22 protein-coding genes and 1 tRNA gene are annotated in these 23,132 nt (G+C 64.7%); 15 read left to right on the plus strand and 8 right to left on the minus strand.

Going from position 1 to position 23,132, the window contains the following annotated elements; genetic code table 11:
* Positions 1 to 11: 11 nt before the first annotated feature.
* Both L879_RS0104900 and L879_RS0104905 read left to right on the plus strand, forming a co-directional pair.
* Positions 12 to 1,520 carry a DegQ family serine endoprotease gene (locus L879_RS0104900; RefSeq protein WP_154664087.1) on the plus strand — a complete coding sequence of 503 codons (1,509 nt, stop codon included), beginning with the start codon at positions 12 to 14 and terminating at the stop codon, positions 1,518 to 1,520.
* A 333-nt stretch (positions 1,521 to 1,853) separates the two neighbouring features.
* Positions 1,854 to 2,675 (plus strand): alpha/beta fold hydrolase, encoded by an 822-nt coding sequence (locus L879_RS0104905; protein ID WP_027315123.1) that lies wholly within the window; start codon positions 1,854 to 1,856, stop codon positions 2,673 to 2,675.
* 16 nt (positions 2,676 to 2,691) lie between these two features.
* Here L879_RS0104905 and serB read toward each other — a convergent pair whose 3' ends face one another.
* The gene (gene serB / locus L879_RS0104910; protein ID WP_027315124.1) at positions 2,692 to 3,606 is read right to left on the minus strand and encodes a phosphoserine phosphatase SerB; all 915 of its coding nucleotides are present in this window, start codon (positions 3,604 to 3,606) and stop codon (positions 2,692 to 2,694) included.
* A gap of 14 nt (positions 3,607 to 3,620) precedes the next feature.
* Between serB and miaA the strand changes: the two genes are divergently transcribed.
* Positions 3,621 to 4,553: a tRNA (adenosine(37)-N6)-dimethylallyltransferase MiaA gene (gene miaA / locus L879_RS0104915; RefSeq protein WP_035458766.1), complete on the plus strand. Its 933-nt coding sequence runs from the start codon at positions 3,621 to 3,623 to the stop codon at positions 4,551 to 4,553.
* Here miaA and L879_RS0104920 read toward each other — a convergent pair.
* Entirely contained in the window at positions 4,531 to 5,358 is an 828-nt protein-coding gene (locus L879_RS0104920) for an RMD1 family protein (protein ID WP_027315126.1), read from the minus strand. The two genes, miaA and L879_RS0104920, sit on opposite strands and share 23 nt — an antisense overlap.
* A 405-nt stretch (positions 5,359 to 5,763) precedes the next feature.
* Here L879_RS0104920 and L879_RS0104925 point away from each other — a divergent pair, with 405 nt between their 5' ends.
* The 3 genes from L879_RS0104925 to ilvN are packed head-to-tail and all read left to right on the plus strand — an operon-like array spanning position 5,764 to position 8,805.
* Positions 5,764 to 7,536 carry an acetolactate synthase 3 large subunit gene (locus L879_RS0104925; protein ID WP_027315127.1) on the plus strand — a complete coding sequence of 591 codons (1,773 nt, stop codon included), beginning with the start codon at positions 5,764 to 5,766 and terminating at the stop codon, positions 7,534 to 7,536.
* A 15-nt stretch (positions 7,537 to 7,551) separates the two neighbouring features.
* Positions 7,552 to 8,232 (plus strand): glutathione S-transferase family protein, encoded by a 681-nt coding sequence (locus L879_RS0104930; RefSeq protein ID WP_027315128.1) that lies wholly within the window; start codon positions 7,552 to 7,554, stop codon positions 8,230 to 8,232.
* Between the two features lie 27 nt (positions 8,233 to 8,259).
* The gene (gene ilvN, locus L879_RS0104935; protein ID WP_027315129.1) at positions 8,260 to 8,805 is read left to right on the plus strand and encodes an acetolactate synthase small subunit; all 546 of its coding nucleotides are present in this window, start codon (positions 8,260 to 8,262) and stop codon (positions 8,803 to 8,805) included.
* Between the two features lie 4 nt (positions 8,806 to 8,809).
* On the opposite strand, the gene L879_RS0104940 is transcribed toward ilvN, so the two are convergent.
* A complete protein-coding gene (locus L879_RS0104940) occupies positions 8,810 to 9,355 on the minus strand; it encodes a DUF924 family protein (RefSeq protein ID WP_027315130.1) in 546 nt (181 codons plus the stop codon).
* Positions 9,356 to 9,636: 281 nt separating this feature from the next.
* Between L879_RS0104940 and ilvC the strand changes: the two genes are divergently transcribed.
* Positions 9,637 to 10,656, plus strand: coding sequence for a ketol-acid reductoisomerase (ilvC, locus tag L879_RS0104945; RefSeq protein WP_027315131.1), 1,020 nt, complete (start codon positions 9,637 to 9,639; stop codon positions 10,654 to 10,656).
* Positions 10,657 to 10,828: 172 nt separating this feature from the next.
* Complete coding sequence (locus L879_RS0104950) at positions 10,829 to 12,580, plus strand: patatin-like phospholipase family protein (protein ID WP_027315132.1); 1,752 nt, start codon at positions 10,829 to 10,831, stop codon at positions 12,578 to 12,580.
* A gap of 24 nt (positions 12,581 to 12,604) precedes the next feature.
* Here L879_RS0104950 and L879_RS0104955 read toward each other — a convergent pair whose 3' ends face one another.
* The gene (locus L879_RS0104955; protein WP_035458661.1) at positions 12,605 to 12,952 is read right to left on the minus strand and encodes a hypothetical protein; all 348 of its coding nucleotides are present in this window, start codon (positions 12,950 to 12,952) and stop codon (positions 12,605 to 12,607) included.
* 199 nt (positions 12,953 to 13,151) lie between these two features.
* Positions 13,152 to 13,673, minus strand: a complete 522-nt coding sequence (locus tag L879_RS0104960) for a DedA family protein (protein WP_027315134.1) — start codon at positions 13,671 to 13,673, stop codon at positions 13,152 to 13,154.
* Between the two features lie 153 nt (positions 13,674 to 13,826).
* Here L879_RS0104960 and pdxY point away from each other — a divergent pair, with 153 nt between their 5' ends.
* From pdxY to L879_RS0104975, 3 genes are read left to right on the plus strand one after another with little or no spacing between them, the layout of a single operon-like run.
* Positions 13,827 to 14,675 carry a pyridoxal kinase PdxY gene (pdxY, locus tag L879_RS0104965; RefSeq protein WP_027315135.1) on the plus strand — a complete coding sequence of 283 codons (849 nt, stop codon included), beginning with the start codon at positions 13,827 to 13,829 and terminating at the stop codon, positions 14,673 to 14,675.
* A 4-nt stretch (positions 14,676 to 14,679) separates the two neighbouring features.
* Positions 14,680 to 15,585 carry a PhzF family phenazine biosynthesis protein gene (locus tag L879_RS0104970; RefSeq protein ID WP_027315136.1) on the plus strand — a complete coding sequence of 302 codons (906 nt, stop codon included), beginning with the start codon at positions 14,680 to 14,682 and terminating at the stop codon, positions 15,583 to 15,585.
* Positions 15,582 to 16,295, plus strand: coding sequence for a hypothetical protein (locus L879_RS0104975; protein WP_027315137.1), 714 nt, complete (start codon positions 15,582 to 15,584; stop codon positions 16,293 to 16,295). Before L879_RS0104970 ends, L879_RS0104975 begins: the two co-directional genes overlap by 4 nt.
* On the opposite strand, the gene L879_RS0104980 is transcribed toward L879_RS0104975, so the two are convergent.
* Entirely contained in the window at positions 16,286 to 16,609 is a 324-nt protein-coding gene (locus L879_RS0104980) for a hypothetical protein (RefSeq protein WP_035458664.1), read from the minus strand. The two genes, L879_RS0104975 and L879_RS0104980, sit on opposite strands and share 10 nt — an antisense overlap.
* A 421-nt stretch (positions 16,610 to 17,030) precedes the next feature.
* On the opposite strand from L879_RS0104980, the gene L879_RS0104985 reads away from it, so the two are divergent.
* Entirely contained in the window at positions 17,031 to 18,593 is a 1,563-nt protein-coding gene (locus tag L879_RS0104985) for a 2-isopropylmalate synthase (protein WP_027315139.1), read from the plus strand.
* A 302-nt stretch (positions 18,594 to 18,895) separates the two neighbouring features.
* Positions 18,896 to 18,971, plus strand: a tRNA-Lys gene (locus L879_RS0104990).
* A 215-nt stretch (positions 18,972 to 19,186) separates the two neighbouring features.
* On the opposite strand, the gene L879_RS20490 is transcribed toward L879_RS0104990, so the two are convergent.
* Positions 19,187 to 19,570: a hypothetical protein gene (locus tag L879_RS20490; RefSeq protein ID WP_051435041.1), complete on the minus strand. Its 384-nt coding sequence runs from the start codon at positions 19,568 to 19,570 to the stop codon at positions 19,187 to 19,189.
* A 277-nt stretch (positions 19,571 to 19,847) separates the two neighbouring features.
* On the opposite strand from L879_RS20490, the gene hemN reads away from it, so the two are divergent.
* Positions 19,848 to 21,200, plus strand: coding sequence for an oxygen-independent coproporphyrinogen III oxidase (gene hemN, locus L879_RS0105000; protein ID WP_027315140.1), 1,353 nt, complete (start codon positions 19,848 to 19,850; stop codon positions 21,198 to 21,200).
* On the opposite strand, the gene L879_RS0105005 is transcribed toward hemN, so the two are convergent.
* Entirely contained in the window at positions 21,197 to 21,640 is a 444-nt protein-coding gene (locus L879_RS0105005) for a MarR family winged helix-turn-helix transcriptional regulator (RefSeq protein WP_027315141.1), read from the minus strand. The genes hemN and L879_RS0105005 overlap by 4 nt on opposite strands.
* Before the next feature lie 136 nt (positions 21,641 to 21,776).
* Here L879_RS0105005 and hmgA point away from each other — a divergent pair, with 136 nt between their 5' ends.
* On the plus strand, positions 21,777 to 23,132 hold the full coding sequence (gene hmgA, locus L879_RS0105010) for a homogentisate 1,2-dioxygenase (protein WP_027315142.1): 1,356 nt from the start codon (positions 21,777 to 21,779) through the stop codon (positions 23,130 to 23,132).

The raw sequence follows: 23,132 nt of genomic DNA on the forward strand, positions 1-23,132 counted from the left end.
GAGGATTGTCGATGAACACTGCCACGAATGCGCTGGCGCCTTCCAAGACGATGGTGCCCCCACGTCTCCTGCGCGGGCTGGCTGCGTCATGCCTCGCGATCATGACGATCATGGGAACGGCCGCCGCGCCGTTGCCGGCCTTTGCCCGTTCGGCTCCTGAATCCTTCGCCGACCTGGCTGCGGAGGTCACGCCGGCGGTGGTGAACATTTCGGCCTCGACGACGGTCGAGACCCGCAACCGCACCCTGCCTCAGCTTCCGCCCGGCACGCCCTTCGAGGACCTCTTCGAGGAGTTCTTCAATCGCCGCGGCGGTAGCGGGGACAATGCTCCCCCGCGTCCGCGCAGCTCGAATTCCCTGGGGTCCGGCTTCGTGATCGACCCGTCGGGCATCGTGGTGACGAACAACCACGTGATCGGCGATGCGAACGACATCAGCGTCATCTTCCCGGACGGCACGCGCCTGAAGGCGGAGATCGTCGGTAAGGATTCCAAGGTCGACCTCGCCGTGTTGAAGGTGAAGCCCGACAAGCCTCTCAAGGCCGTGAAGTTCGGCGATTCCGAGGCCATTCGTCCCGGCGACTGGGTGATGGCCATCGGCAATCCGTTCGGGCTTGGCGGATCGGTGACGGCGGGCATCGTCTCGGCCCGCGGCCGGAACATCGAGTCCGGCCCTTACGACAACTACATCCAGACCGATGCCTCTATCAACAAAGGCAATTCCGGCGGCCCTCTCTTCAACATGAACGGTGAGGTGATCGGCATCAACACGGCCATCCTCTCGCCGACCGGCGGCTCGGTCGGCATCGGCTTCGCCGTTCCCGCGTCCACGGCCGTTCCGGTCATCGAGCAGCTGCGCCAGTTCGGCGAGACCCGTCGCGGCTGGCTCGGCGTGCGGATCCAGAGCGTCGACGATGCGACGGCGGAGGCTCTCAATCTCGGTACGGCGCGCGGCGCGCTCATCGCCGGCGTCGACGACAAGGGGCCCGCAAAGCCCGCGGGCCTCGAAGTCGGCGACGTGATCGTTCGCTTTGACGGCAAGGAGGTCAAGGATTCCCGCGACCTGCCGCGGATCGTGGCCTCCACCCCTGTCGGCAAGGCGGTGGATGTGTCGATCGTCCGCAAGGGCAAGGAAATGACCAAGCAGGTCACCTTGGGACGTCTCGAGGATTCCGAGAAGCAGGCGAACCTGCAGCAGCCTTCCACGGAGGCCCCGACGGCGACCCGTCAGGCTCTGGGTCTCAATATGTCCGGCATGACGGACGAGTTGCGCCGCCGCTTCAGCCTGAAGGACGATCTCAAGGGCGTGGTCATCACCCGCGTCGATCCGAACTCCGCGGCTTCCGACAAGCGGATCCAGGCAGGCGAAGTGATCGTCGAGGTCAATCAGGAGCCGGTCGCCAACCCTGCCGACGTGACCAAGAAGATCGACGAGCTCAAGTCCCAGGGCCGCAAGTCCGCCCTGCTCCTCGTCGCAAACCCGCAGGGCGAGGTGCGTTTCGTGGCCTTGTCCATCGAGTAAGCCGGAAACGGACAGACAAGCGAAAGGGCGGCCTCAGGCCGCCCTTTTTTGTTTTTCCGGAGCCCCGGCGTGAAGGGATTCGGGCTGCCCGCGCGGGCGCGCAACTGCCCGAGAACCGCTCAGGCAAGTTCCTGTGCCCCATCTTTGACATGAAGATCGTAGCTCATCAGGATAGCTTGAGTGCCGAAGGTGCCGCGGGCAACCGGCGCGATACCGTTCAGTTCAGTATCCCAGTCCGTTCAATGAATATCCAATGAGGCACAGCCGCCGGCCGTGATGCCGGGCGCGCGAATGAATGGCCCGTCTTAAGCAAAGGGGCTCAGGAGCAGACGCATGAGCACGATCACGACCAGAGACGGCGCGGAAATCTTTTACAAGGATTGGGGCGACGGCCAACCCATCGTCTTTTCTCACGGCTGGCCGCTCAGCGCGGATGCCTGGGATGCGCAGATGCTCTTCCTGGGGCAGCGCGGTTATCGCGTGATCGCGCATGACCGGCGGGGACATGGGCGTTCGAGCCAGACCTGGACCGGCAACGACATGGATACCTATGCGGATGACTTGGCCGCGTTGATCGAGCATCTGAATCTGAAGGACGCCGTTCTCGTCGGTCATTCCACGGGCGGAGGCGAAGTCACGCGCTATCTCGGCCGCCATGGAACGCGGCGTGTCGCGAAGGCCGTTCTTGTGGGCGCCATCCCGCCGTTGATGCTGAAGACGGATTCGAACCCTCAGGGAACGCCCATCGAGGTCTTCGACGACATCAGAAAGAACACCTATCTCAATCGCTCGCAGTTCTTCTACGATCTCACCATGCCCTTCTACGGCTTCAATCGCGAGGGAGCGAAGGTTTCCGAGGGGCTTCGCATGGCCTTCTGGCTGCAGGGCATGCAGGCCGGAATCAAATCGGCCTATGACTGCATCAAGCAATTCTCCGAGACCGATCTCACGGAGGACCTGAAGAAGATCGACGTGCCGACCCTGATCGTCCATGGCGACGACGATCAGATCGTGCCGATCGCGGCCTCGGCCATGCTCTCATCCAAGCTCGTGCCGGATGCGACGTTGAAGGTCTATGCGGGCGGGGCGCACGGCTTGGCGCAAGTGCAGGTCGAGCAGTTCAACAACGATCTGCTCGCCTTCATCCAGGGATGATGCAAAGGTCGCGGCATCACGCCGATGCCGCGACGATCTCTTCCAGCTTGTAGCCCTGCGCATAGAGAAGCGCCGAAAGATCCGCGTGGTCGATCCTCGCATGGGCCGCGGCGGCAACCGCGGGCTTGGCGTGGAAGGCGACGCCGAGGCCTGCCTCGCCCAGCATGGCGAGGTCGTTGGCGCCGTCGCCCACGGCCATGGTCTCAGGCGCCGTCAGGCCGAAGCGCGAGCGAAGCTCGATCAGCGTCGCGAGCTTCGCCTCGCGGCCGAGGATCGGTTCCTCGACGACGCCCGCGAGTTTCTCGCTTTCCACGATCAGGTGGTTGGAGCGGTGCTCGTGAAATCCGATCTTGGCCGCGACCGGGCCGGTAAAGAGCGTGAAACCGCCGGAGACGAGGCAGGTATAGGCTCCGTTCGCGCGCATCGTCTGCACGAGCGCCTGCCCGCCGGGGGTGAGCGTGATGCGCTTTGCGATGATCTCGTCGACCACGCCGACGGGGAGGTTCTGCAGCAGCGCCACGCGTTCGCGCAGGGCCGGCTCGAAGGCGATCTCGCCCCGCATGGCGCGTTCGGTGATCTCCGAGACCTCGGCCTTCAGACCCACGTAATCCGCCAGCTCGTCGATGCATTCCTGGCCGATCATGGTGGAATCCATGTCCGCCAGGAACAGGCGCTTGCGGCGCGCGGCCTGCGGCTGGACCACGATGTCGACAGGCTGGCCGTGCAGGGCATGGCGCAGGGCGGTCTCGACGGCTTTGGCCGTCGCCGTGGCCGGAACGACCAGATCCGCTGCGATTCCCCTTGCCAGAACGGCCCGTTCCGTCTCTTGTCCGAGCGCCCGGGCGGCCAAGTCTATGACCTCGTCCGTGACGACCGGCTGGGACGGGTTGGCGATCAGGGTCGCGACGAGGGAATTCGGGGAAGACGCCATTGGGAGACCTGGCTGTGAGTGACGTTGGGATCGGCGCGGTTCTCATCGCAGGACCGACCGCCTCAGGCAAGTCCGCATTGGGCATTCGACTGGCCCAGGCCCTGGACGGCGTGGTGGTCAATGCCGATTCCATGCAGGTCTACCGGGACCTGCGCATCATCACGGCCCGTCCTACGCCGGAAGAAGAGGCCGAGGCTCCCCACCGGCTCTACGGCCATGTGGACGCCGCCGTGAATTACTCGGTCGGGCGCTACGTGGCCGATGCCATCGGCATCCTGCGGGAGATCCGGGGCCGGAAGCTTCCCATCTTCGTCGGCGGCACCGGGCTCTACTTCAAGGCCCTGACGGAGGGGCTTTCGGACATGCCTCCGGTTCCCGAGGAGGTGCGCGAGCGGGTGCGGCGGGAGAGCGAGGGGCTGGAAACGCCCGCGCTTCACCGCCTTCTGTCCGAGCGGGATCCGGAAACGGCCCGGACCCTGCGCCCTTCCGACCGCCTGCGGGTCCAGCGGGCTCTGGAGGTCTTCGTCGCTACGGGGCGGCCCCTGCTGTCCTTCCACGGCGCCCGGGAGCCGGGACCCCTGGCCAGCCTGCCTGTCATCAAGCTCTTCCTTGCGCCGGAGCGGGAGGAGCTGCGGCGGCGGATCAACCGGCGTTTCCTCACCATGATGGAGCAGGGGGCGCTGGAGGAGGTCAGGACCCTGGGCGAACGGAAACTCGATCCTATGCTGCCCGCCATGCGTGCCCACGGCGTCCCCGGTCTCCTGGCCCATCTGCGCGGCGAAATCCCGCTCGACGAGGCCATCGCCAAGGGGCAGGGGGATACCCGGCGCTACGCCAAGCGTCAGTTCACCTGGTTCCGCCACCAGTTGCCTGACTGGGACTGGGTGGCGCCGGAGCAGGGCTATGACGCCGTGATGGCCCGGCTCAATGCCCCGAGGCGCCCGTGAACATCTGGTAGAAGGTGATGAAGATCTCGAAGAGGATCAGGAGGACGATGATCAGCTCGAGGCGCAGGGATCGTTCGGTGTCGATGATGTCGGTCAGGGCCTGGGCCGTGTCTCCGAGGACTTCGAGCTTCCGGTGGAGCGCGGTGGCCCGCTCCTTCAGCTCGTACTCGTCCTCCAGGCGGGCATAGAGCCGCTCCAGGTCCGGGCGGTCCCAGAGAACGTCGGGCTTTTCCTCGACCGCCACCCGCCCCGACATGCGCTGGCGAACGAGCAGGGCGCGGCCCACATGCTTGAGGATCTTGCGGCGGTCCCGGGGGCGGCGGCCCTTCTGGGCCAGGTGCTCGACGGAGGGCTCCACCAGCTCGAAAGCCGCCGTCGCCTCACGCTCGTCGCGGGCCAGGGTCGCGCTCTTGGACAGGGCGTCCGCGATGACGATCAGCCGCTCGGTCGAGAGCTGCTTGATGTAGATCGGGCCTCCGGGCGGGATCTGGTCGTCCCTGTCCGGCGAGATTTCGATGATCGCCGTCTCCTCCTCGTGGCGGGAGAACTCGCCCTGGATGCGCTGGCGCAGGCCGCGGATGATTTCATCCTCCTCCAAGGGGGTGAGCCCCACCAGAACGGCCACGCCGTAGCGGAACAGGGCCACGAAGCCATCCTGCCCCGCCCGGAAGGCGAGGGGGGTCGTGGACAGAACGTCGCTGCGCTCGAGGCCCGCTACGTCGAGGCGGTCGCCCAGGAGGAGGGCGCGGGCCGTGAGGCGCGTGTTCTGCATGGGCGCCCCGGTCGAGGAGATGGTATCGGTCATGGTCATACGACTAAAAGAGGGGCCTTGAGTGACGGTCCGGAAGGTGGCTTCCCTTTCGGGATCGATGCTTCTCCTTCTGCAAGGCTGCATCGATGACTGCGGATCCGAAGGGCCTATCGGTCGGAACCGGGCCCGCCTTTCCGCGCATCGTGCTAAGGTAGAAGCTCCGTCGCCTAAAGCCAAGCCGATGCCGCTTGACCGAATGAAACGGATCGTTTAGCGTCTGCGCAACTTTTGCACCGAGAGCTGCCCCAATGCGCAAGCTTATTCTCGTAGTACGAGCGCCATCGACGGAGCGGGATTGACCCGCAGGTCCGGCGATGGCGCACAGGCCCCCTCAGGGGCCTTTTTTATTGCCCGAATTCCTGAAAAAACACGCAGACGAGACCGACGGAGCCAAATACCATGAGCGAGACGATGACCGGAGCCGAAATGGTGATCCGAGCCCTGCAGGACCAGGGAGTCGAGCATATCTTCGGTTATCCGGGCGGTGCGGTTCTTCCCATTTACGACGCACTCTTCCATCAGGAGCAGGTCCGGCACGTCCTCGTCCGGCACGAGCAGGGGGCCGTCCACGCCGCCGAGGGCTATGCCCGCTCCTCGGGCAAGCCGGGCGTGGTGCTCGTGACCTCGGGTCCCGGCGCGACGAACGCGATCACGGGCCTCGCCGACGCCATGATGGATTCGATTCCGCTGGTCTGCATCACCGGTCAGGTGCCGACCCATCTCATCGGCTCGGATGCGTTCCAGGAATGCGACACGGTCGGCATCACGCGCCACTGCACGAAGCACAACTATCTCGTCAAATCCATCGAAGACCTGCCTCGGGTTCTGCACGAGGCCTTCTACGTGGCTCAGAACGGCCGTCCGGGCCCCGTCGTTGTCGATCTGCCCAAGGACATCCAGTTCAAGACGGGCACCTATGCGCGGCCGCTCAGCAACCAGCACAAGACTTACCGCCCGACCGTGAAGGGCGACATGAATCACATTCGCGCCGCGATCGAGCTGATGGCCAATGCCAAGCGCCCGGTCTTCTACACGGGCGGCGGCGTCATCAATTCCGGTCCTCATGCCGCGACGCTGCTGCGCGAACTCGTGAAGCTCACGGGCTTTCCCATCACCTCGACCCTGATGGGGCTCGGCGCGTACCCGGCCTCCGACAGGCAATGGCTCGGCATGCTCGGCATGCACGGCACCTACGAGGCCAATCTCGCGATGCATGAATGCGACGTGATGATCAATGTCGGCGCGCGTTTCGACGACCGCATCACGGGCCGTCTCGATGCGTTCTCACCCTATTCGAAGCGCATCCATGTCGATATCGATCCGTCCTCCATCAACAAGACGGTGAAGGTGGACATTCCGATCGTCGGCGATTGCGCGCATGTGCTGGAAGACATGGTTCGCCTGTGGCGGCAGGAAGCTCATCGGGCCGACAAGGTGGAACTGAAGGAGTGGTGGAGCAAGATCGAGGGCTGGCGCGCGCGCAATTGCCTCGCCTACAAGAACTCGAAGGAGACCATCAAGCCGCAATACGCCATCGAGCGTCTCTATGAACTCACCAAGGATCGTGCGCCCTATGTCACGACCGAAGTCGGCCAGCACCAGATGTGGGCGGCGCAGTACTTCAGGTTCGAGGATCCGAACCACTGGATGACGTCCGGCGGCCACGGTACCATGGGCTATGGCCTGCCGGCGGCCGTGGGCGCGCAGCTCGCCCATCCCGACTCGCTCGTCATCGACATTGCCGGCGAGGCCTCGATCCAGATGATGCTGCAGGAAATGTCGACGGCGCTGCAGTACAACCTGCCGATCAAGGTCTTCATCCTCAACAACGAATATATGGGCATGGTGCGCCAGTGGCAGGAACTGCTGCATGGCGGCCGCTACTCCCAGAGCTATTCCGAGTCGCTGCCCGATTTCGTGAAGCTCGCCGAGGCCTATGGCGCGGTCGGCATCCGTTGCGAGAAGCCCGGAGACCTCGATGCGAAGATCATGGAAATGATCAACGTGAACCGTCCGGTGATCTTCGACTGCATCGTCGACAAGACCGAGAACTGCTTCCCGATGATCCCCTCGGGCAAGGCTCACAACGAGATGCTGCTCAACGACTATCTCGGCGAGACCGGAACCGATATCGGCTCCGTGATCGACGAGAAGGGCAAGATGCTGGTGTGATGAGGAGAGACTGAGATGCCGACCCTCGTCATCGCCAACAAGTGCTACTCGTCCTGGTCGCTGCGTCCCTGGCTGCTGATGAAGCAGCTCGGGGTCGCCTTCGATGAGGTCACCATTCCGCTCGATCTGCCGGATACGAAGGAGAAGGTGCTGAAGCACTCTCCGGCGGGCAAGGTTCCGATCCTGATCGACGGCGATGCGACCGTGTGGGAGAGCATCGCCATTATGGAATACGTGGGCGATGCGCTCGGCGCTCCCGTCTGGCCTCAGGATCGCAAGGCGCGCGCCATGGCGCGTTCCGTCGCGGCCGAGATGCATGCGGGTTTCTTCGCCCTGCGCAACGCCTGCCCGATGAACCTCGGCAGGAAATATGCGCAGAAGGACCGCGGCGAAGCCGTCGCTCGCGATGTGGCGCGTTTTTCCGAGATCGTTGGCCAAGCGCGTGAGAGCTTCGGCGCGGGCGGCCCGTTCCTGTTCGGCGCGTTTTCGGCTGCGGATGCCATGTATGCGCCGCTCGTGACGCGCCTCGATACCTATTCCATTCCGCTCGATGCGGCCACGCGCGCCTATGTGGATGCGATCCTCTCCCTGCCGGCCTTCCAGGAATGGCGCTCAGCGGCGCTGAAGGAGGAATGGGTCGTCGACGCCGACGAGGTGGACGAGGAACCGATCGAGAACTATCGCAAGGCGGCGTGAGCCTCAGGAAAATTCGGGAAACAAACCATGCTTCAGATGAAAACCCATTATCCCGATGCGCACCGCGTCGAGCCCAGCAACCGGCACACCCTTGCGGTGGTCGTCGACAACGAGCCCGGCGTCCTGGCGCGCATCGCGGGCCTGTTCTCGGGACGTGGCTACAACATCGAAAGCCTGACCGTGACGGAGACGGAGCACGAGGCGCATATCTCGCGCATCACCATCGTCACCACGGGCACGGACAGCATCATCCAGCAGATCAAGAGCCAGCTCGAACGTCTCGTGCCCGTTCACCGCGTGGTCGATCTGACGCTGACCGGCGAAGCGGTGGAGCGCGAACTGTGTCTCGTGAAGGTGGTGGGCAAGGGCGATCATCGCGTGGAGGCCATGCGCCTTGCCTCCGCCTTCGGCGCCCGCACGCTCGATGCGACGCTCACCTCCTTCGTCTATGAGCTGACCGGCACGACGGAAGAGGTCGAGCGGTTCATCAAACTGATGACGGCAGTGGGACTCGTCGAAGTCTCCCGCACCGGCGTCGCCGCAATGGCGCGCGGCGCGGAAGGGATCATGTGAGGTATCAGCCCCTGAAGTCGTCCTCTTTCAGGAATGCCTCTTCCTCCGGCGTCGTCTCGCGGCCGAGGATGGCATTGCGGTGGGGGAAGCGGCCGAAGCGGGCGATGACGTCGTGATGGTGGCGCGCCCACTTGATCGAATCCTCTCCGAGGGTTTCGTTCAAGGCCACCGAGCGCTCCTGATGCCGCAAGGATTCGGAGTGCATGAAGGGCAGGTAGAAGAACCGGCGGAACCCCGGTTCCACCGCCCGGTCGAAGCCCCGCTCGATGGCGCGGTCCGCGACCATCAGGGCGACCGGGTCGGTTCTGTAGGTTTCGCGCTTTCCCCGGAACATGTTCCGGGGGAACTGGTCGAGGAGGAGAATGACGGCGAGCGCACCTTCCGGGGTGAGCTCCCACTCGTTGAGATCGCCCCGCGCGGCGGCCTCGTAGGTGGGCAGGAAACGGTCGCGGCAGATCTGGTCGAAGGCTTCGTCCTTCGAGAACCACTTCTCCGGCCCGGCCTCGCGCCAGAAATCGAGAACGTCATCGGGGGTGGCAGGGCGCTCCATGCGGCGTCATCCTTCTCGGTGGGGTTTCGGAACGTCAATCTAGAGCATCGGGGAGCCGTTTGAACTCTCCGGGCTCGGATCGCTTGTGGCGGGAATGCCTCATATCCTGCACCCGATGCAGGGAGGGGCGCAGTTTTGCTACGGGCTACAGCTTGTCAGCGCAGTTTTATTCGCTAAAAGCGGCGCCTGATAAATCAAATGTTGCGCAGGTCCGTCCGGGCGGTGCAGCGTCAACGAAGACCGGGGGAGTGGCCCCCTTTGAGACAAGGGACTTGAGGACCATGCGTGTCTATTACGATCGCGACGCCGATATCAATCTGATCAAGGGTAAGAAGGTCGCCATCGTCGGCTATGGCAGCCAGGGCCATGCCCATACGCTGAACCTGCGCGATTCCGGCGTGAAGGATATCGTCGTGGCGCTGCGCAAGGGTTCTCCCTCCGCCGCTAAGGCCGAGAAGGCCGGAATTCGCGTGATGGAGGTGGCCGAGGCCGCCAAGTGGGCCGACGTGGTCATGATGCTCACGCCGGACGAGCTGCAGGCCGACATCTACCGCAACGATCTGCACGACAACATGAAGCAAGGCGCGGCGCTTCTCTTCGCCCACGGCCTGAACGTCCACTTCAACCTCATCGAGCCCCGCAAGGACCTCGATGTGCTCATGGTCGCCCCCAAGGGACCCGGCCACACGGTGCGCTCCGAATACCAGCGCGGTGGCGGCGTGCCGACCCTGATCGCGATCCACCAGGACGCCACGGGCAACGCCCATGACATCGCGCTGTCCTACGCTTCCGCCAATGGCGGCGGCCGCGCCGGCATCATCGAGACCACCTTCAAGGAAGAGTGCGAGACCGACCTGTTCGGTGAGCAGGTCGTGCTCTGCGGCGGCCTCGTCGAACTCATCAAGGCGGGTTTCGAGACCCTGGTCGAGGCGGGTTATGCCCCCGAGATGGCCTATTTCGAGTGCCTGCACGAAGTGAAGCTGATCGTCGACCTCATCTACGAGGGCGGCATCGCCAACATGAACTACTCGATCTCGAACACGGCCGAGTACGGCGAATACGTCACCGGACCGCGCATCATCACGGCCGAGACCAAGGCCGAGATGAAGCGCGTCCTGGAGGACATCCAGTCCGGCAAGTTCACCCGCGACTGGATGCTGGAGAACAAGGTCAACCAGACCTCCTTCAAGGCCACCCGCGCCCGCAATGCCGCCCACCCGATCGAGGATGTCGGCGCCCGCCTGCGCGACATGATGCCCTGGATCAAGGAAAAGGCCCTGGTCGACAAGAGCCGGAACTAAAACGAACCAAGGAGCGGCGTGGCTTGAACCGCGCCTCCTCGAAGCATCGGGCCCGGATGGCGCATGCGCCAGCCGGGCCTGTTTCGTTGAGAAGGCCCCTTCGCCGAAGCGGATTTGCGCGGCCATACAAATCCCGTTAATGCGCTAAGGAACGGCAAGATTATAAACCCCCATGAATGCAACGAGCCCGACCGATGATCCTCCGGATCTCGAGATGCCCCTCTGGGCGGGCCTCGATCCGGTTGCGCGCCTGGAGATCCGGGCGGAGCTCGAGCACGTCACCCTGCAGGGCGGCGATGTCCTCTTCCAGGAGGGCGACCCGGCCGATGCGCTCTACATGCTGGTTTCGGGGGCGTTGGGCGTTTCCGTCCTGGGCGGCCACGGCGAACAGCGGCGCGTCGCCCGCATCGCCCCGCCCGAGACCATCGGCGAAATGGCGCTCGTCTCGAACGCGCCCCGCTCGGCAACCGTCACGGCCCTTCGGGATTCGGTCCTTCTCAAGCTGACACGGGAATCGTTCGAGCGTCTGGTGCGGCGTTGGCCCTCCGTCTCGATGTACCTGTCGCGGCTTTTGGCCGACAGGCTTCGGGCGACGACGCGCAACAGCCCCATCGCCTTTTCGCCAGCAACCTTCGCCATCGTTCCCGTCACCGGGGGCGTCGCCGTTTCCGATTTCGCTCAGGCCGTCCTGCAGGAGATGCGGCGCAGCCACGGGAGCGGCGTCGAGATGCTCGATGCGATGCCGAGGGAGGCGGACGAGAACTGGCTTTACCGCTTCGAGGCGGCCTGCGAGCGTGTCCTCTATGTCTCCGGCGAACCGTCGGGCGCCTGGACGAGCCGGTGCATCCGCCATGCCGACCACGTGATCTTTCTCGCGCGTCCCGGCGAGCCGCTGGCTCCGGAGGCCGAGGCCTTGATCTGCGGCGTGTCGTCCTGGCAGCGCCACGATCTCGTTCTGCTGCAGGCGGCGGAAGCCGCACGCCCCGCGCCCGCGCATTCCTCAGTGAACCGCCTTCCCGTCGATCAGCGGCTCCATGTGCGGGAGAAGAACCTGCCCGACCTCCAGCGCCTGATCCGCACGTCGAGCGGGCGCGCCGTCGGATTGGTTCTGGCTGGGGGAGGCGCGCGGGGCTTTGCTCATCTCGGCGCGATCCAAGCCCTGCGCGAGCACGGCTTTCCCATCGATCTGGCCGGAGGGACCAGCATCGGCGCCGTCATGGCGGCCACCTGCGCCATCCAGATCGGACTGGATGAGGCGAAGGCCCTCATGCACGAGGCTTTCGTCCGGGATCCGCCGCTCAACGACTACACCCTGCCGCTCGTCTCGCTCGTGCGGGGGCGGAAGGTCGATGCACGCCTGATCGAGCATTTTGGCGCGTGCGACATCGAGGATCTCTGGCTGCCGTTCTTCTGCGTCTCGTCCAACCTGACGACCGGAACGGCCCATGTGCACCGTCAGGGGGCGCTGTGGCGGGCCCTGCGCGCAAGCCTCGCCATTCCCGGCCTTCTCCCGCCCGTTCTCGAGCCCGAGGGCGTGCTCGTCGACGGAGCCATGATGAACAATCTGCCCGCCGATGTGATGGCGGATTTCCAGCGCGGTCCCGTGCTGGGAATCGATGTCGCCCGGGACCTGGCCTTCACCGGTCCGGGCGAGCAGGAAAGGAAGGCGCCCTGGCTGCGCCGGATCCTCGGGGTGCCGGCCCATGCGCCGGATATCGTCAATCTGCTCTACCGCTCGGCCACCATTTCGAGCGAAGCCCAGACGCTCAAGGCCCGGGCCCACGCCGCCCTGGTCATTCACCCGCCTCTCGCCGATGTGCCGCTCAGAGCCTGGGAGCAGTTCGAGCGGGTGGTCGCGATCGGCTACGCACACACGCGCGAACGCATCGAGAGCGGTGCTCTCGACAGGTTCAAACTGGCTTGAGGCAGAACGGCGGGGAACTCGCCGTCAAAAGCGCTGCAGCGTCATCGCGACGGCGGCCAGAAGCACGCAGAGCACGATCCCGAGGGTTTCCCATCGCCGCTTGAAGAACCAATAGAAGGCGTAGCATCCGCCAACGGTCAGCAGGAGGCTGAAAAGGTCCTGTGTGAGGTAGTTGAGCTTAGTGGGGCCGATAAAGGGCCTGGAGGCCCGCCAGCTCTCCGCCATCCAGAAAGCCGCGTAGACGAGAGACGCAAATCCCCAGATACATGGCCACCACGCGGCTGGCAGACCCGTCGTCAGGGGCGAGGCCAGTTTGGCGGGCTGAGAGGCATGATCGATCGTGTCGTAGGAGTCGGAAAAAGGAAGAGTCACAGCAGCGTTCCGCAATGTTATAGCAAGTTACTACCATTGCGGAATGCTGCTGAAAGCTATGGAAACGGAGGGGAAACGACTCGAAAACGCAGAGTATTCTGACCTAGAGGTTGCAAACCTTTACTGTTAGTTGTCGTTTGTGCCGAGACTTGCCCTCCTGCTTGCCCGAGCCGGTGACGTTCCTTGGACACAGGGCCTCCTACCACAGCAGGCGATGCGCGAGTCCCGCGCCCGGCGCGAGGATCACGAAGGCCCAGACCGAGGCCGAGGCCAGATTGGCGGCCTGGAACAGAACGCCCGGCATCATGAAGATGCCGGCGACGAGGGCGATGACGGCGCGGAGCGGGCCGAAGAACCGGCCCAGGAATACCGCCCATGGGCCGAAGCGCTGAAAGAAGGTCTCTCCCCGCACGATGAGATGGGGATGCCGGGACAGGGGCCAGATCAGATAGGCTGTCTTCTTGTAGCGACGGCCGATCGAATAGGACACCCAGTTGCCGAGAAAGCCTCCGCAGGCGGCCCCGACCCAGGCCTGCCAGAAGGGGATATCCGCCGCCGCCAGCACGAAACCCACGGAAACCAGGATCGTCATGGTCGGCAGGACCAGGGATACGAAGGCAAGCGACTCGCCAAAGGTCATCAGGCCGAGCACGAAGGGAGCATAGGTCCTGTGGGCTTGTACGAAATCCAGGATGCTGGTCTTCAGAAATTCGATATCCATCGATCGGTCCGGCTCTCATCGTCCATCGGCTTGCTAGCAGGCGAAGCCCTCGGATCAAGCGAAATCCATCGCCTCCGTGATGAATGGGATCACATCACGCGATTTGAAGCGGAGCCTGTGTTGCGCTAACCCGGAGACAAGGGGGCAAGAGCCATGAATATTCTCTCGATCCAATCCCATGTCGCCTACGGTCATGTCGGGAACGCCTCGGCCGTGTTTCCGATGCAGCGCCTCGGCGTCGAGGTCTGGCCCATTCATACGGTGCAGTTCTCGAACCACACCGGCTACGGCTCGTGGAAGGGCCGCGTGTTCGACGGTCCGGCCATCGAGGATCTGGTGGAGGGCATTGCCGAGCGCGGGGTGCTCGGCCGCTGCAACGGGGTCCTTTCCGGCTATATGGGCTCGGCCGATATCGGCAATGCGATCCTCTCCGCCGTGGCCCGCGTACGGACGCTGAACCCGGAGGCGCTCTATTGCTGCGATCCGGTGATCGGCGATGTGGGACGCGGCATCTTCGTGCGTCCAGGCATTCCGGAATTCATGCGCGATCAGGCCATTCCCGCCGCCGATATCATCACGCCGAACCAGTTCGAGCTGGACTACCTCTCCGGCCTCGCAACGAAGACTCTGGCGGATCTCAAGCAGGCGGTTGCCGCGGTGCAGGGCATGGGCCCCAAGGTCATTCTCGTTACTTCCGTCGAGACGCAGGAAACGCCGTCCGACAGCGTCGATCTGGTGGCCGGCGAAAGCGGGCGCTTCTGGCGCGTGCGCACGCCGAAGCTTTCCCTGTCCGTGAACGGCGCGGGGGATGCCATCGCGGCGCTTTTCTTCGTCCATTACGCACGCTCGCGCTCTGCGGCGACGGCTCTTGCGGAAGCCTCGGCCTCTGTCTACGGCTTGCTCAAGCGCACGGAAGAGGCAGGCTCCCGCGAGATCCTGACGATTGCCGCGCAGAATGAATTCGTTTCGCCCACCTATCGCTTCGATGCGGAAGAGGTCTGATCCAATGCCACGCCGCTTTGTCACCCTCGATGTCTTCACGGGCGAACGCTTCGCCGGAAATCCCCTCGCGGTCGTGCTCGATGCAGAAGACCTCGACACGGAGGGCATGCAGAGGATCGCGAAGGAGTTCAACCTCTCCGAGACCGTGTTCGTTCTCCCGCCCTCCGAGGCGCGGCAGCGCGCGGATATCCGCATCTTCACGCCGGGACGCGAGCTGCCCTTCGCAGGGCATCCGACGGTCGGAACGGCGGTTCTGCTCGCGCTTCTCGACCGCAACGGAGAGCCTGGCGCCGTGGCTTTCGGCCTCAATGAGCAGGTCGGCATCGTTCCCTGTGTTGTCGAGGTGAAGGATGCGATGGGCGGAACGGCCCGCTTTCGCCTGCCGCGCCTGCCCTTCGTATGGGGAGAAGGCAAGGAGACCGCCGATTGCGCCTGGGCTCTCGGTCTCGACCCGACGGAGATCGGGTTCGCGCAGCATGTTCCCAGCCGCCATTCGGCGGGCGTGGCCTACGATCTCGTGCCGGTTGCGTCCCTTGAGGTTCTCGCCCGGTCCAAGCCCCAGGGAGAGGCTTTCGATAAGGCTTTCGGTGACAGCGATCATCCGTCCGCCTATGTCTACGCCCGCGTTCCGGATGCGGACGGCCTGCGCTTCCGCGCACGCATGTTCGGCCCCGGGATGGGCATCGCCGAGGATCCCGCCACAGGCTCTGCGGCTGCGGCCTTCGCAGGAGGCCTCATGCAGTGCGAGCCCCTGGGTGACGGCGAGCACAACATCGTCATCGAGCAGGGCGTCGAGATGGGACGTCCGAGCGAGATCCTCCTTCAGATGGTCATCAAGAACGGCGCGCTCGTTTCCGCCGAGATCGGCGGCGGAGCCGTCATGGTGAGCCGCGGCGAGATTCTGGCGTGAAGCGCGAGATCGACATCCGGCGCGTCTCCCGCGTTGATGCGTGCTGCCGTCCGCTGGATTGGGCCTGGCCGAAGCAGAACAGAAGCTTCGTCGAGGAAAACTGGAAGCGCCGCACGGCGGGTAAGCCGCAGATGTTCAACGGGCGCGTGCTGCTGCTCCAGGACGTGACATTCGAGCAGGACCTCTGCCGCAACACCTACTTCGAGACGGACTACGCCGATTTCGTCGCCTGGATCGACAAAGGCTATCCCGACCCCGCCATCGCCAACGGTTTCGCCATGGGAGCGCTTCGAGGCTCCGACGGCGCCTTCATCTGCGGCGTCATGGGGGAGGGCACGACGAATGCGGGCCGCATCTATTTCGCGGCAGGGACGCCGGACCCCGACGATCTGAGGCCCGATGGAACCGTCGATTTGGCCGCCAGCCTCACCCGGGAGCTGGCCGAGGAGACGGGGCTCACTGAAGGCGATTACCACGTGGACGATGAATGGATCATCGTCCAGCGCTGGCCGACCATCGCTCTCCTGCGGATGGTGACGCTGCCTGTGACGGCGGAGGAGGGGGCGGCGAAGATCCGCGCCAACCTCGCCGGGCAGCACGAGCCGGAGCTGCAGGACGTGCGGATCGTCCGGGGCGTTGAGGATATCGATCCCGAGCGGATGCCGTTCTTCCTGCAATCCTTCTTCGCGTGGGTCTTCGCTCAGAGGTAGCCGTGCCGGGCCTTCGTGGCCTGGATCATGCGAATGGCCTCGGCATCGCGCCCCGCCGTGCAGGCGGTCTCGGCCTGCCCGATATCGCGCTCGACCCGCTGGTAGACCGATTGGTTCACATGCCCCATGGCGAGGTCGTTGCTCATGATGGCCCGGTAGCGGTCTATCTCGCCCTTGCAGCCTGTCCCCTCCGGCATGCGGAAGCTCGACGGCGTGACGCTCGTGCCGGCGGGGGCGGGCGCAGATGCCGTTTGGTTGCAGGCGGCCAGCGCGAGCACCCCCGTCACTGAGAGGGCCTGGATGACGATCTTCATGGACAATTCTCCTGGAGAGGGTTCCGGCGGAGGAATATACGCCGTTTCCCATCCCATCTAGGGCAGTTCCCGCATCGGCCAGTCCTGCCCGCTTGGCGACACAACCCATACGATGGTCGCGCTTTCGCTTTTCGTTTGTTTCATCGTCTTGCCATCCGGCGAGGGGGCCGTTACAAACGAGCCCGTTGTTCGCGGCGTTTCGCCTGCGACCGAGGAGGATTTGGGTAGCGATGATCATCGGCTCCCCCAGCGCATGGATGAACGGCTCCGCTCCGGCGGCCGCCCGCGCGCGCCTTCTTGGCCTCCTTCTCCTTAGTCGCCCCTGAGGGTCGGCTGGGCGTTGCCGCCTGGGCTCTCAGGGGTTCTGGATAAGCAGGAACAACCTTGAGCCCCTGGCTCTCCCTCCGAGAAGGACAAGAAAATGACCGCTTCCGTATCCGGCTCCTCCAAGGACCGCGTTCTGATCTTCGACACCACCCTGCGCGACGGCGAGCAGTGCCCCGGCGCCACCATGACCCTGGAAGAGAAGCTCGAGGTTGCGGAACTGCTCGATGCCATGGGCGTCGACATCATCGAAGCTGGTTTCCCCATCGCCTCGAACGGCGACTTCGAGGCCGTGTCGCTGATCGCCAAGAAGGTGAAGCGGGCCACGGTCGCAGGCCTCGCCCGCGCCATCTCCGCGGATATCGCCCGCGCCGGTGAGGCTGTGCGCCATGCGGCGCGTCCCCGCATCCACACCTTCGTCTCCACCTCGCCGATCCATCTGGCGCACCAGATGCGCAAGACCGAGGAGGAAGTGCTGGAGATTATCACGGCCACGGTGACCCAGGCCCGCAACCTGATCGAGGACATCGAATGGTCCGCCATGGATGCCACCCGCACGCCGATCGACTACCTGTGCCGGTGCGTGGAGGCCGCCATCAAGGCGGGCGCCACCACGATCAACCTGCCCGACACGGTGGGCTACGCGACGCCCGACGAATACCGCGCCATGTTCCGGGCGGTGCGCGAGCGCGTGCCGAACGCCGACAAGGCGATCTTCTCGGCCCATTGCCATAACGACCTGGGCCTCGCCGTCGCCAATTCCCTGGCGGCTTTGGAGGGCGGAGCGCGGCAGATCGAGTGCACGCTGAACGGCATCGGCGAGCGGGCGGGCAACGCGGCCCTGGAAGAGATCGTGATGGCGATCAGGACCCGCGGCGACGTGCTGCCCTACGAGACCGGCATCGAGACGACCATGCTCATGCGCGCCTCGAAGCTCGCCTCTGCGGCGACCTCGTTCCCCGTGCAGTACAACAAGGCCATCGTCGGCCGGAACGCCTTCGCCCACGAGAGCGGCATCCACCAGGACGGCATGCTCAAGAACGCCCAGACCTACGAGATCATGACGCCCGAGAGCGTCGGCGTCTCCAAGACATCCCTGGTCATGGGCAAGCATTCCGGCCGCGCCGCCTTCCGCAACAAGCTGGAGGAGCTGGGCTACAGCCTGTCTGACAACCAGTTCCAGGATGCCTTCGAGCGGTTCAAGGAGCTCGCGGACCGCAAGAAGCACGTCTACGACGAGGATATCGAGGCGCTCGTCGATCAGAACATCGCCACGGCGCATGACCGCATCAAGCTGGTTTCGCTCCACATCGTGGCCGGGACCCGGGGGCCGCAGCGCGCCACGATGAGGCTCCAGGTCGACGACAGGATCGTCATCGAGGAGCAGGAGGGCAACGGCCCGGTGGACGCCACCTTCAACGCCATCAAGGCCCTCGTGCCTCATGAGGCGGTCCTGGAACTCTACCAGGTCCACGCCGTGACCGAGGGCACGGACGCGCAGGCCGAGGTTTCGGTGCGCCTGTCGGCCGATGGCCGCAGCGTAACCTCGCGGGCGGCCGATCCTGACACCCTTGTGGCCTCCGCCCAGGCCTATCTGGGAGCCCTCAACAAGCTCCTGAGCCGCGGGGCGCGCCTGCACGCCCAGCACGCAGCAGAGTAACGAACGAAAAGGGCCCGCTCGACGGGCCCTTTCTCCGGCCTCTTCCGGTGGCTATCGAACCTGTGACGGCAGGCAAGAAAAAAAGGCAGGCCACCTTCCTGCCTGTCCAAGGGGGAAGAGCCTCTTTCCGGCCAAGCTTGGGCCAGGTGCCTGCCGGAGAAAGGGCTCTGTGGCCGCTGCAGGCCAGAAACCTGCAGCCCGAGGTCGAAAACCTTGCCGAATGGGGCTGGACAGGCCCCCTCCGGTTTGTTACACGCACGCCACTCCAGCGGGCAACGCGCCGCTGGTTGCGCTTCGGCGACGGGTGTATAGCTCAGTTGGTAGAGCAGCTGACTCTTAATCAGCGGGTCCAAGGTTCGAGTCCTTGTACACCCACCAATTCTTCCGCATGGCAATCAACGGCTTGGTTTAACGGCATCGCTCAGCGATGCCCCGACGGGTTGTATCGTTGTTCGCGATTGCCGTCGCGCAAAGCGACCCTTGCCTTTGCATCGGACGTTCCAGAGCCGTTTCCATTGAGATGGAATCGTCAGTCTTCGTTGTCCTGCCGCATTTATTGACGGCGAACTGGATCCACTTCGCCGAAGAATGCTCTAGCTCGGCTTGTCGGGCTGCTCTGCCGGAAGTGCCAAGTGCTCGGTCAAGGTGTGGACGATCCGGGCGATGTCGGCTCTCGGAATGGCGTAGGCCAGGGGGCCATAGGAAGGGTGGTCGAAGGCGAGAAGCGAGCCATCGATGCTCGCCACCTGGACATACCAGGGCGGGTCGAAAACGGTTTCCACCGTCTTCCCATCGAGCGGTTCCTTCGGCTTTCCCTCGACCATGCGGGACCGCGCCTGCCCGAGCAGGCGGATCAGCTTGGTGAGTTGATCGAGATTGAGCGCGAAGGAACTCGCAAGGCTCTCCGTCGAGCCGATCTCGATGGTAACCGTCCCCCGGTCGTCGGCGACCTTCACGCCAATCCGCATCTCGGGCATGACACGCGCCTCCATGATCGCTCGGTGTCATGTGACCCACGGCCTGCAAATCAACCGGGGGCTGCCTGAAAGGGTTCCCTCTACCGCTAAAGCGCCGGGGCTTCGCCGCCTTCAGGATTCCAGGCCGGTCCCTTCGGAATCCAGGCCTTTCTGCTCGACGGCTTTGGCGGTGAGGGGATTTGACCGAGGTCAAAGAGCCTGCCGGAAAAGCCGGGTACATCCGGGCACCGGAACCGGCGATGCGGCCATTGCGGCCTGCCACCCTGCGAGTGGATCCATGAGAGAAGACCTGAGAGCGCGATACGGTGAAGAGCGGCTTCCGCGCTACACCAGTTATCCGACCGCGCCGCAGTTTTCCGACACCATCGGGCATGAGGCCTATGGCCGCTGGCTTTCCGCGATTGCACCGGAAGCCACGGCCTCTCTCTACCTTCACGTCCCGTTCTGCCGTTCCATGTGCTGGTATTGCGGGTGCAACACCACGATCACGCAACGGGACGCGCCGATCATCGACTACCTTGCCATCCTTCGCCGCGAGGTCGCCCTGGTCGCCGACCGTCTGTCCTCGCCCCTGACCGTTCGCCATGTCCATTTCGGCGGTGGAACGCCGACCATCATGGAGCCGTCCGAATTCACGGACCTCATGGACCTGATGCGGCGGAGGTTCGTGCTCGACGAGGAGGCGGAAATCGCCATCGAGATCGATCCGCGGACGCTGACAGACGCCATGATGTCGGCGCTCGGAGCCGCGGGCGTGACCCGCGCGAGCCTCGGCGTCCAGAGTTTCGATCCGGTCGTGCAGAAGGCGATCAATCGCATCCAGAGCTTCGAGCAGACGGCGCGGGCAATGAGCGGGTTGAGAGAGGCCGGAATCAAAGGCATTAATTTCGACCTCATCTACGGCCTTCCGCATCAAACGGTGGAGTCGTGCATTGAAACGGTGCGGCAGAGCATCGCGCTTCGTCCCGAGCGTTTCTCCGTGTTCGGTTATGCCCATGTGCCTTCCTTCAAGAAGCATCAGCGCAAGATCGACGAGGCGGTCCTGCCCGATGGAGAAGCCCGCTACGCTCAGGCCGAAGCGATCGCCGAAACCCTCGTTGCGGCCGGATATCGCCGCATCGGTCTCGATCACTATGCCCTGCCGGACGATTCCATGGTGGAGGCGCAGAGCGCGGGCAAGCTGCACCGCAACTTCCAGGGTTACACCACCGATCCGAGCGATGTTCTGATCGGATTCGGGGCGTCTGCCATTGGGCGTTTGACACAGGGCTATGTGCAGAACGAGGTGGTAACCGGGCGCTACGCCGAGCGCATCCTGCGCGGCGAGCTCGCGACGGCCAAAGGATATGCCATGACCGACGATGACCGCCTGCGGGCCGATCTGATCGAGCGGGTCATGTGCGATTTCAGGGTCGATGTCGGACAGATCTGTCGCCAGCACAGCACCGCTCCTGAGCGCATCCTGCAGGCGATCCCGAAGCTTCGCGTTTTGCAGGATGACGGCATCATTCGCCTGGAAGGCCATGTGCTGTCGGTGTCCGATGAGGGACGCTTCCTGGTTCGCAGCGTCGCATCCGCTTTCGATGCCTATCTCGGAGCCTCCGGCCGCACGCACAGCCGTGCCGTCTAAGCCGCTCCCTTTTCTTCGAAGATATTTTCGAGTTTTGCGATTGCGGTGAGGAGGTTTTTTGCGTCTGGGCCGAGGGCGTTGAGGATGCGGCGTTCGAAGGCGAGCGCCTTGGGGACGATGGCGCGGTAGGCGCGCCGGCCTGCGGGGGTGAGGCTGAGGATCTCCTCGCGCCGGTCGGCGGGGCTTTCGCGGCGGGCGAGCCAGCGCCGCTCCTCGAGCGCCCGCACCGCCCGGCTGACCTTGGTCTTGTGCATCGCCGAATGCCGCCCGATCGCCGTGGCGCCGAGGGCCTCGGCCTGGCCGAGCGTCGCCAGCACCCGCCATTCCGGGATCGTCAGGTCGTGATGCGGGCCGTAGACGGCGCGGAACTCCTGCGACACCGCCGCCGCGAGGCGGTTGAGCCGGTAGGGCAGGAAGCGTTCGAGGGCGAGCTCGGTCATGCGCTTGTTAGTTACAAAATCGACGGTTACGTCTGTAACCATTGCGGGCCGCGGGCGCAACCGCGGCTCCCCCGTTTTCGGCGGCGGCCCACGGCCCCCGTCGCGCTCCCAGCCCCGATCCGAGGAGGTCAGGTCCATGAACGTCCAGAACCCATCCCGGCCGCAGGCCGCCGCGCCCCTCGAGAGCGCGCTCCAGCCCGGCTACATGTCCGGCTTCGGCAACGGCTTCGAGACCGAGGCCCTGCCCGGCGCGCTGCCGATCGGGCGCAACTCGCCGCAGCAATGCGCCTACGGCCTGTATGCCGAGCAGCTCTCCGGCTCGCCGTTCACCGCGCCGCGCACCACCAACGAGCGCTCCTGGCTCTACCGCATCCGCCCGACGGTGACCCATTGGGGCCAGTTCACCAAGGCCGAGATCGGCCTGTGGCGCACCGCGCCGGCGGCCGAGGTCGAGCTGCCGATCGCGCCGATGCGCTGGGACCCGATCCCGCTGCCGGCCGCGCCGGTGTCGTTCCTCGAGGGCGTGCGCACCATGACCACGGCGGGCGATGCCGGCTCCCAGGCCGGCATGGGCGCGCATGTCTATCTCATCACCCGCTCGATGGCGGACGAGTATTTCTACAATGCCGACGGCGAGCTGCTGTTCGTGCCGCAGCAGGGCGCTTTGCGGCTGTGGACCGAGTTCGGCATCATCGACATCGAGCCGGGCGAGATCGCGGTGATCCCGCGCGGGGTGAAGATCCGGGTCGAACTCGTCGACGGGCCGGCGCGGGGCTATCTGTGCGAGAACTACGGCGGCGCCTTCACGCTGCCGGAGCGCGGGCCGATCGGGGCCAATTGCCTGGCCAATCCGCGCGACTTCCTGACCCCGGTGGCGGCCTATGAGGACAAGGACGCGCCGTCGAAGATGTACGTGAAGTGGGGCGGGGTGCTGTGGGTGGCGGAGATCGGGCATTCGCCGCTCGACGTGGTGGCCTGGCACGGCAATTACGCGCCCTACAAGTACGACCTGCGGCGCTACTCGCCGGTGGGTCCGATCCTGTACGACCATGCGGATCCGTCGATCTTCACGGTGCTGACCTCGCCGTCGGAGACGCCCGGCACGGCCAATATCGACTTCGTGATCTTCCCCGACCGCTGGCTGGTGGCGGAGAACACGTTCCGTCCGCCGTGGTACCACATGAACGTGATGAGCGAGTTCATGGGGCTGATCTACGGGGTGTACGACGCCAAGACCGGGGGCGGGTTCGTGCCCGGGGGCATGTCGCTGCACAACACGATGCTGCCGCACGGGCCGGACGTGGATGCGTTCGAGAAGGCGAGCCATGTGGAGCTCAAGCCGCACAAGCTCGAGGGCACGCTGGCCTTCATGTTCGAGACGCGCTTTCCGCAGAAGGTCACCGCCTTCGCCGCCGCGACCGACGCCCTGCAGAAAGACTACGCCGCATACGGACACAAACTCAAAAAACACTTCAACCCAAATAAGAGATAA

Source organism: Microvirga flocculans ATCC BAA-817, assembly GCF_000518665.1.
Lineage (GTDB): Bacteria > Pseudomonadota > Alphaproteobacteria > Rhizobiales > Beijerinckiaceae > Microvirga > Microvirga flocculans.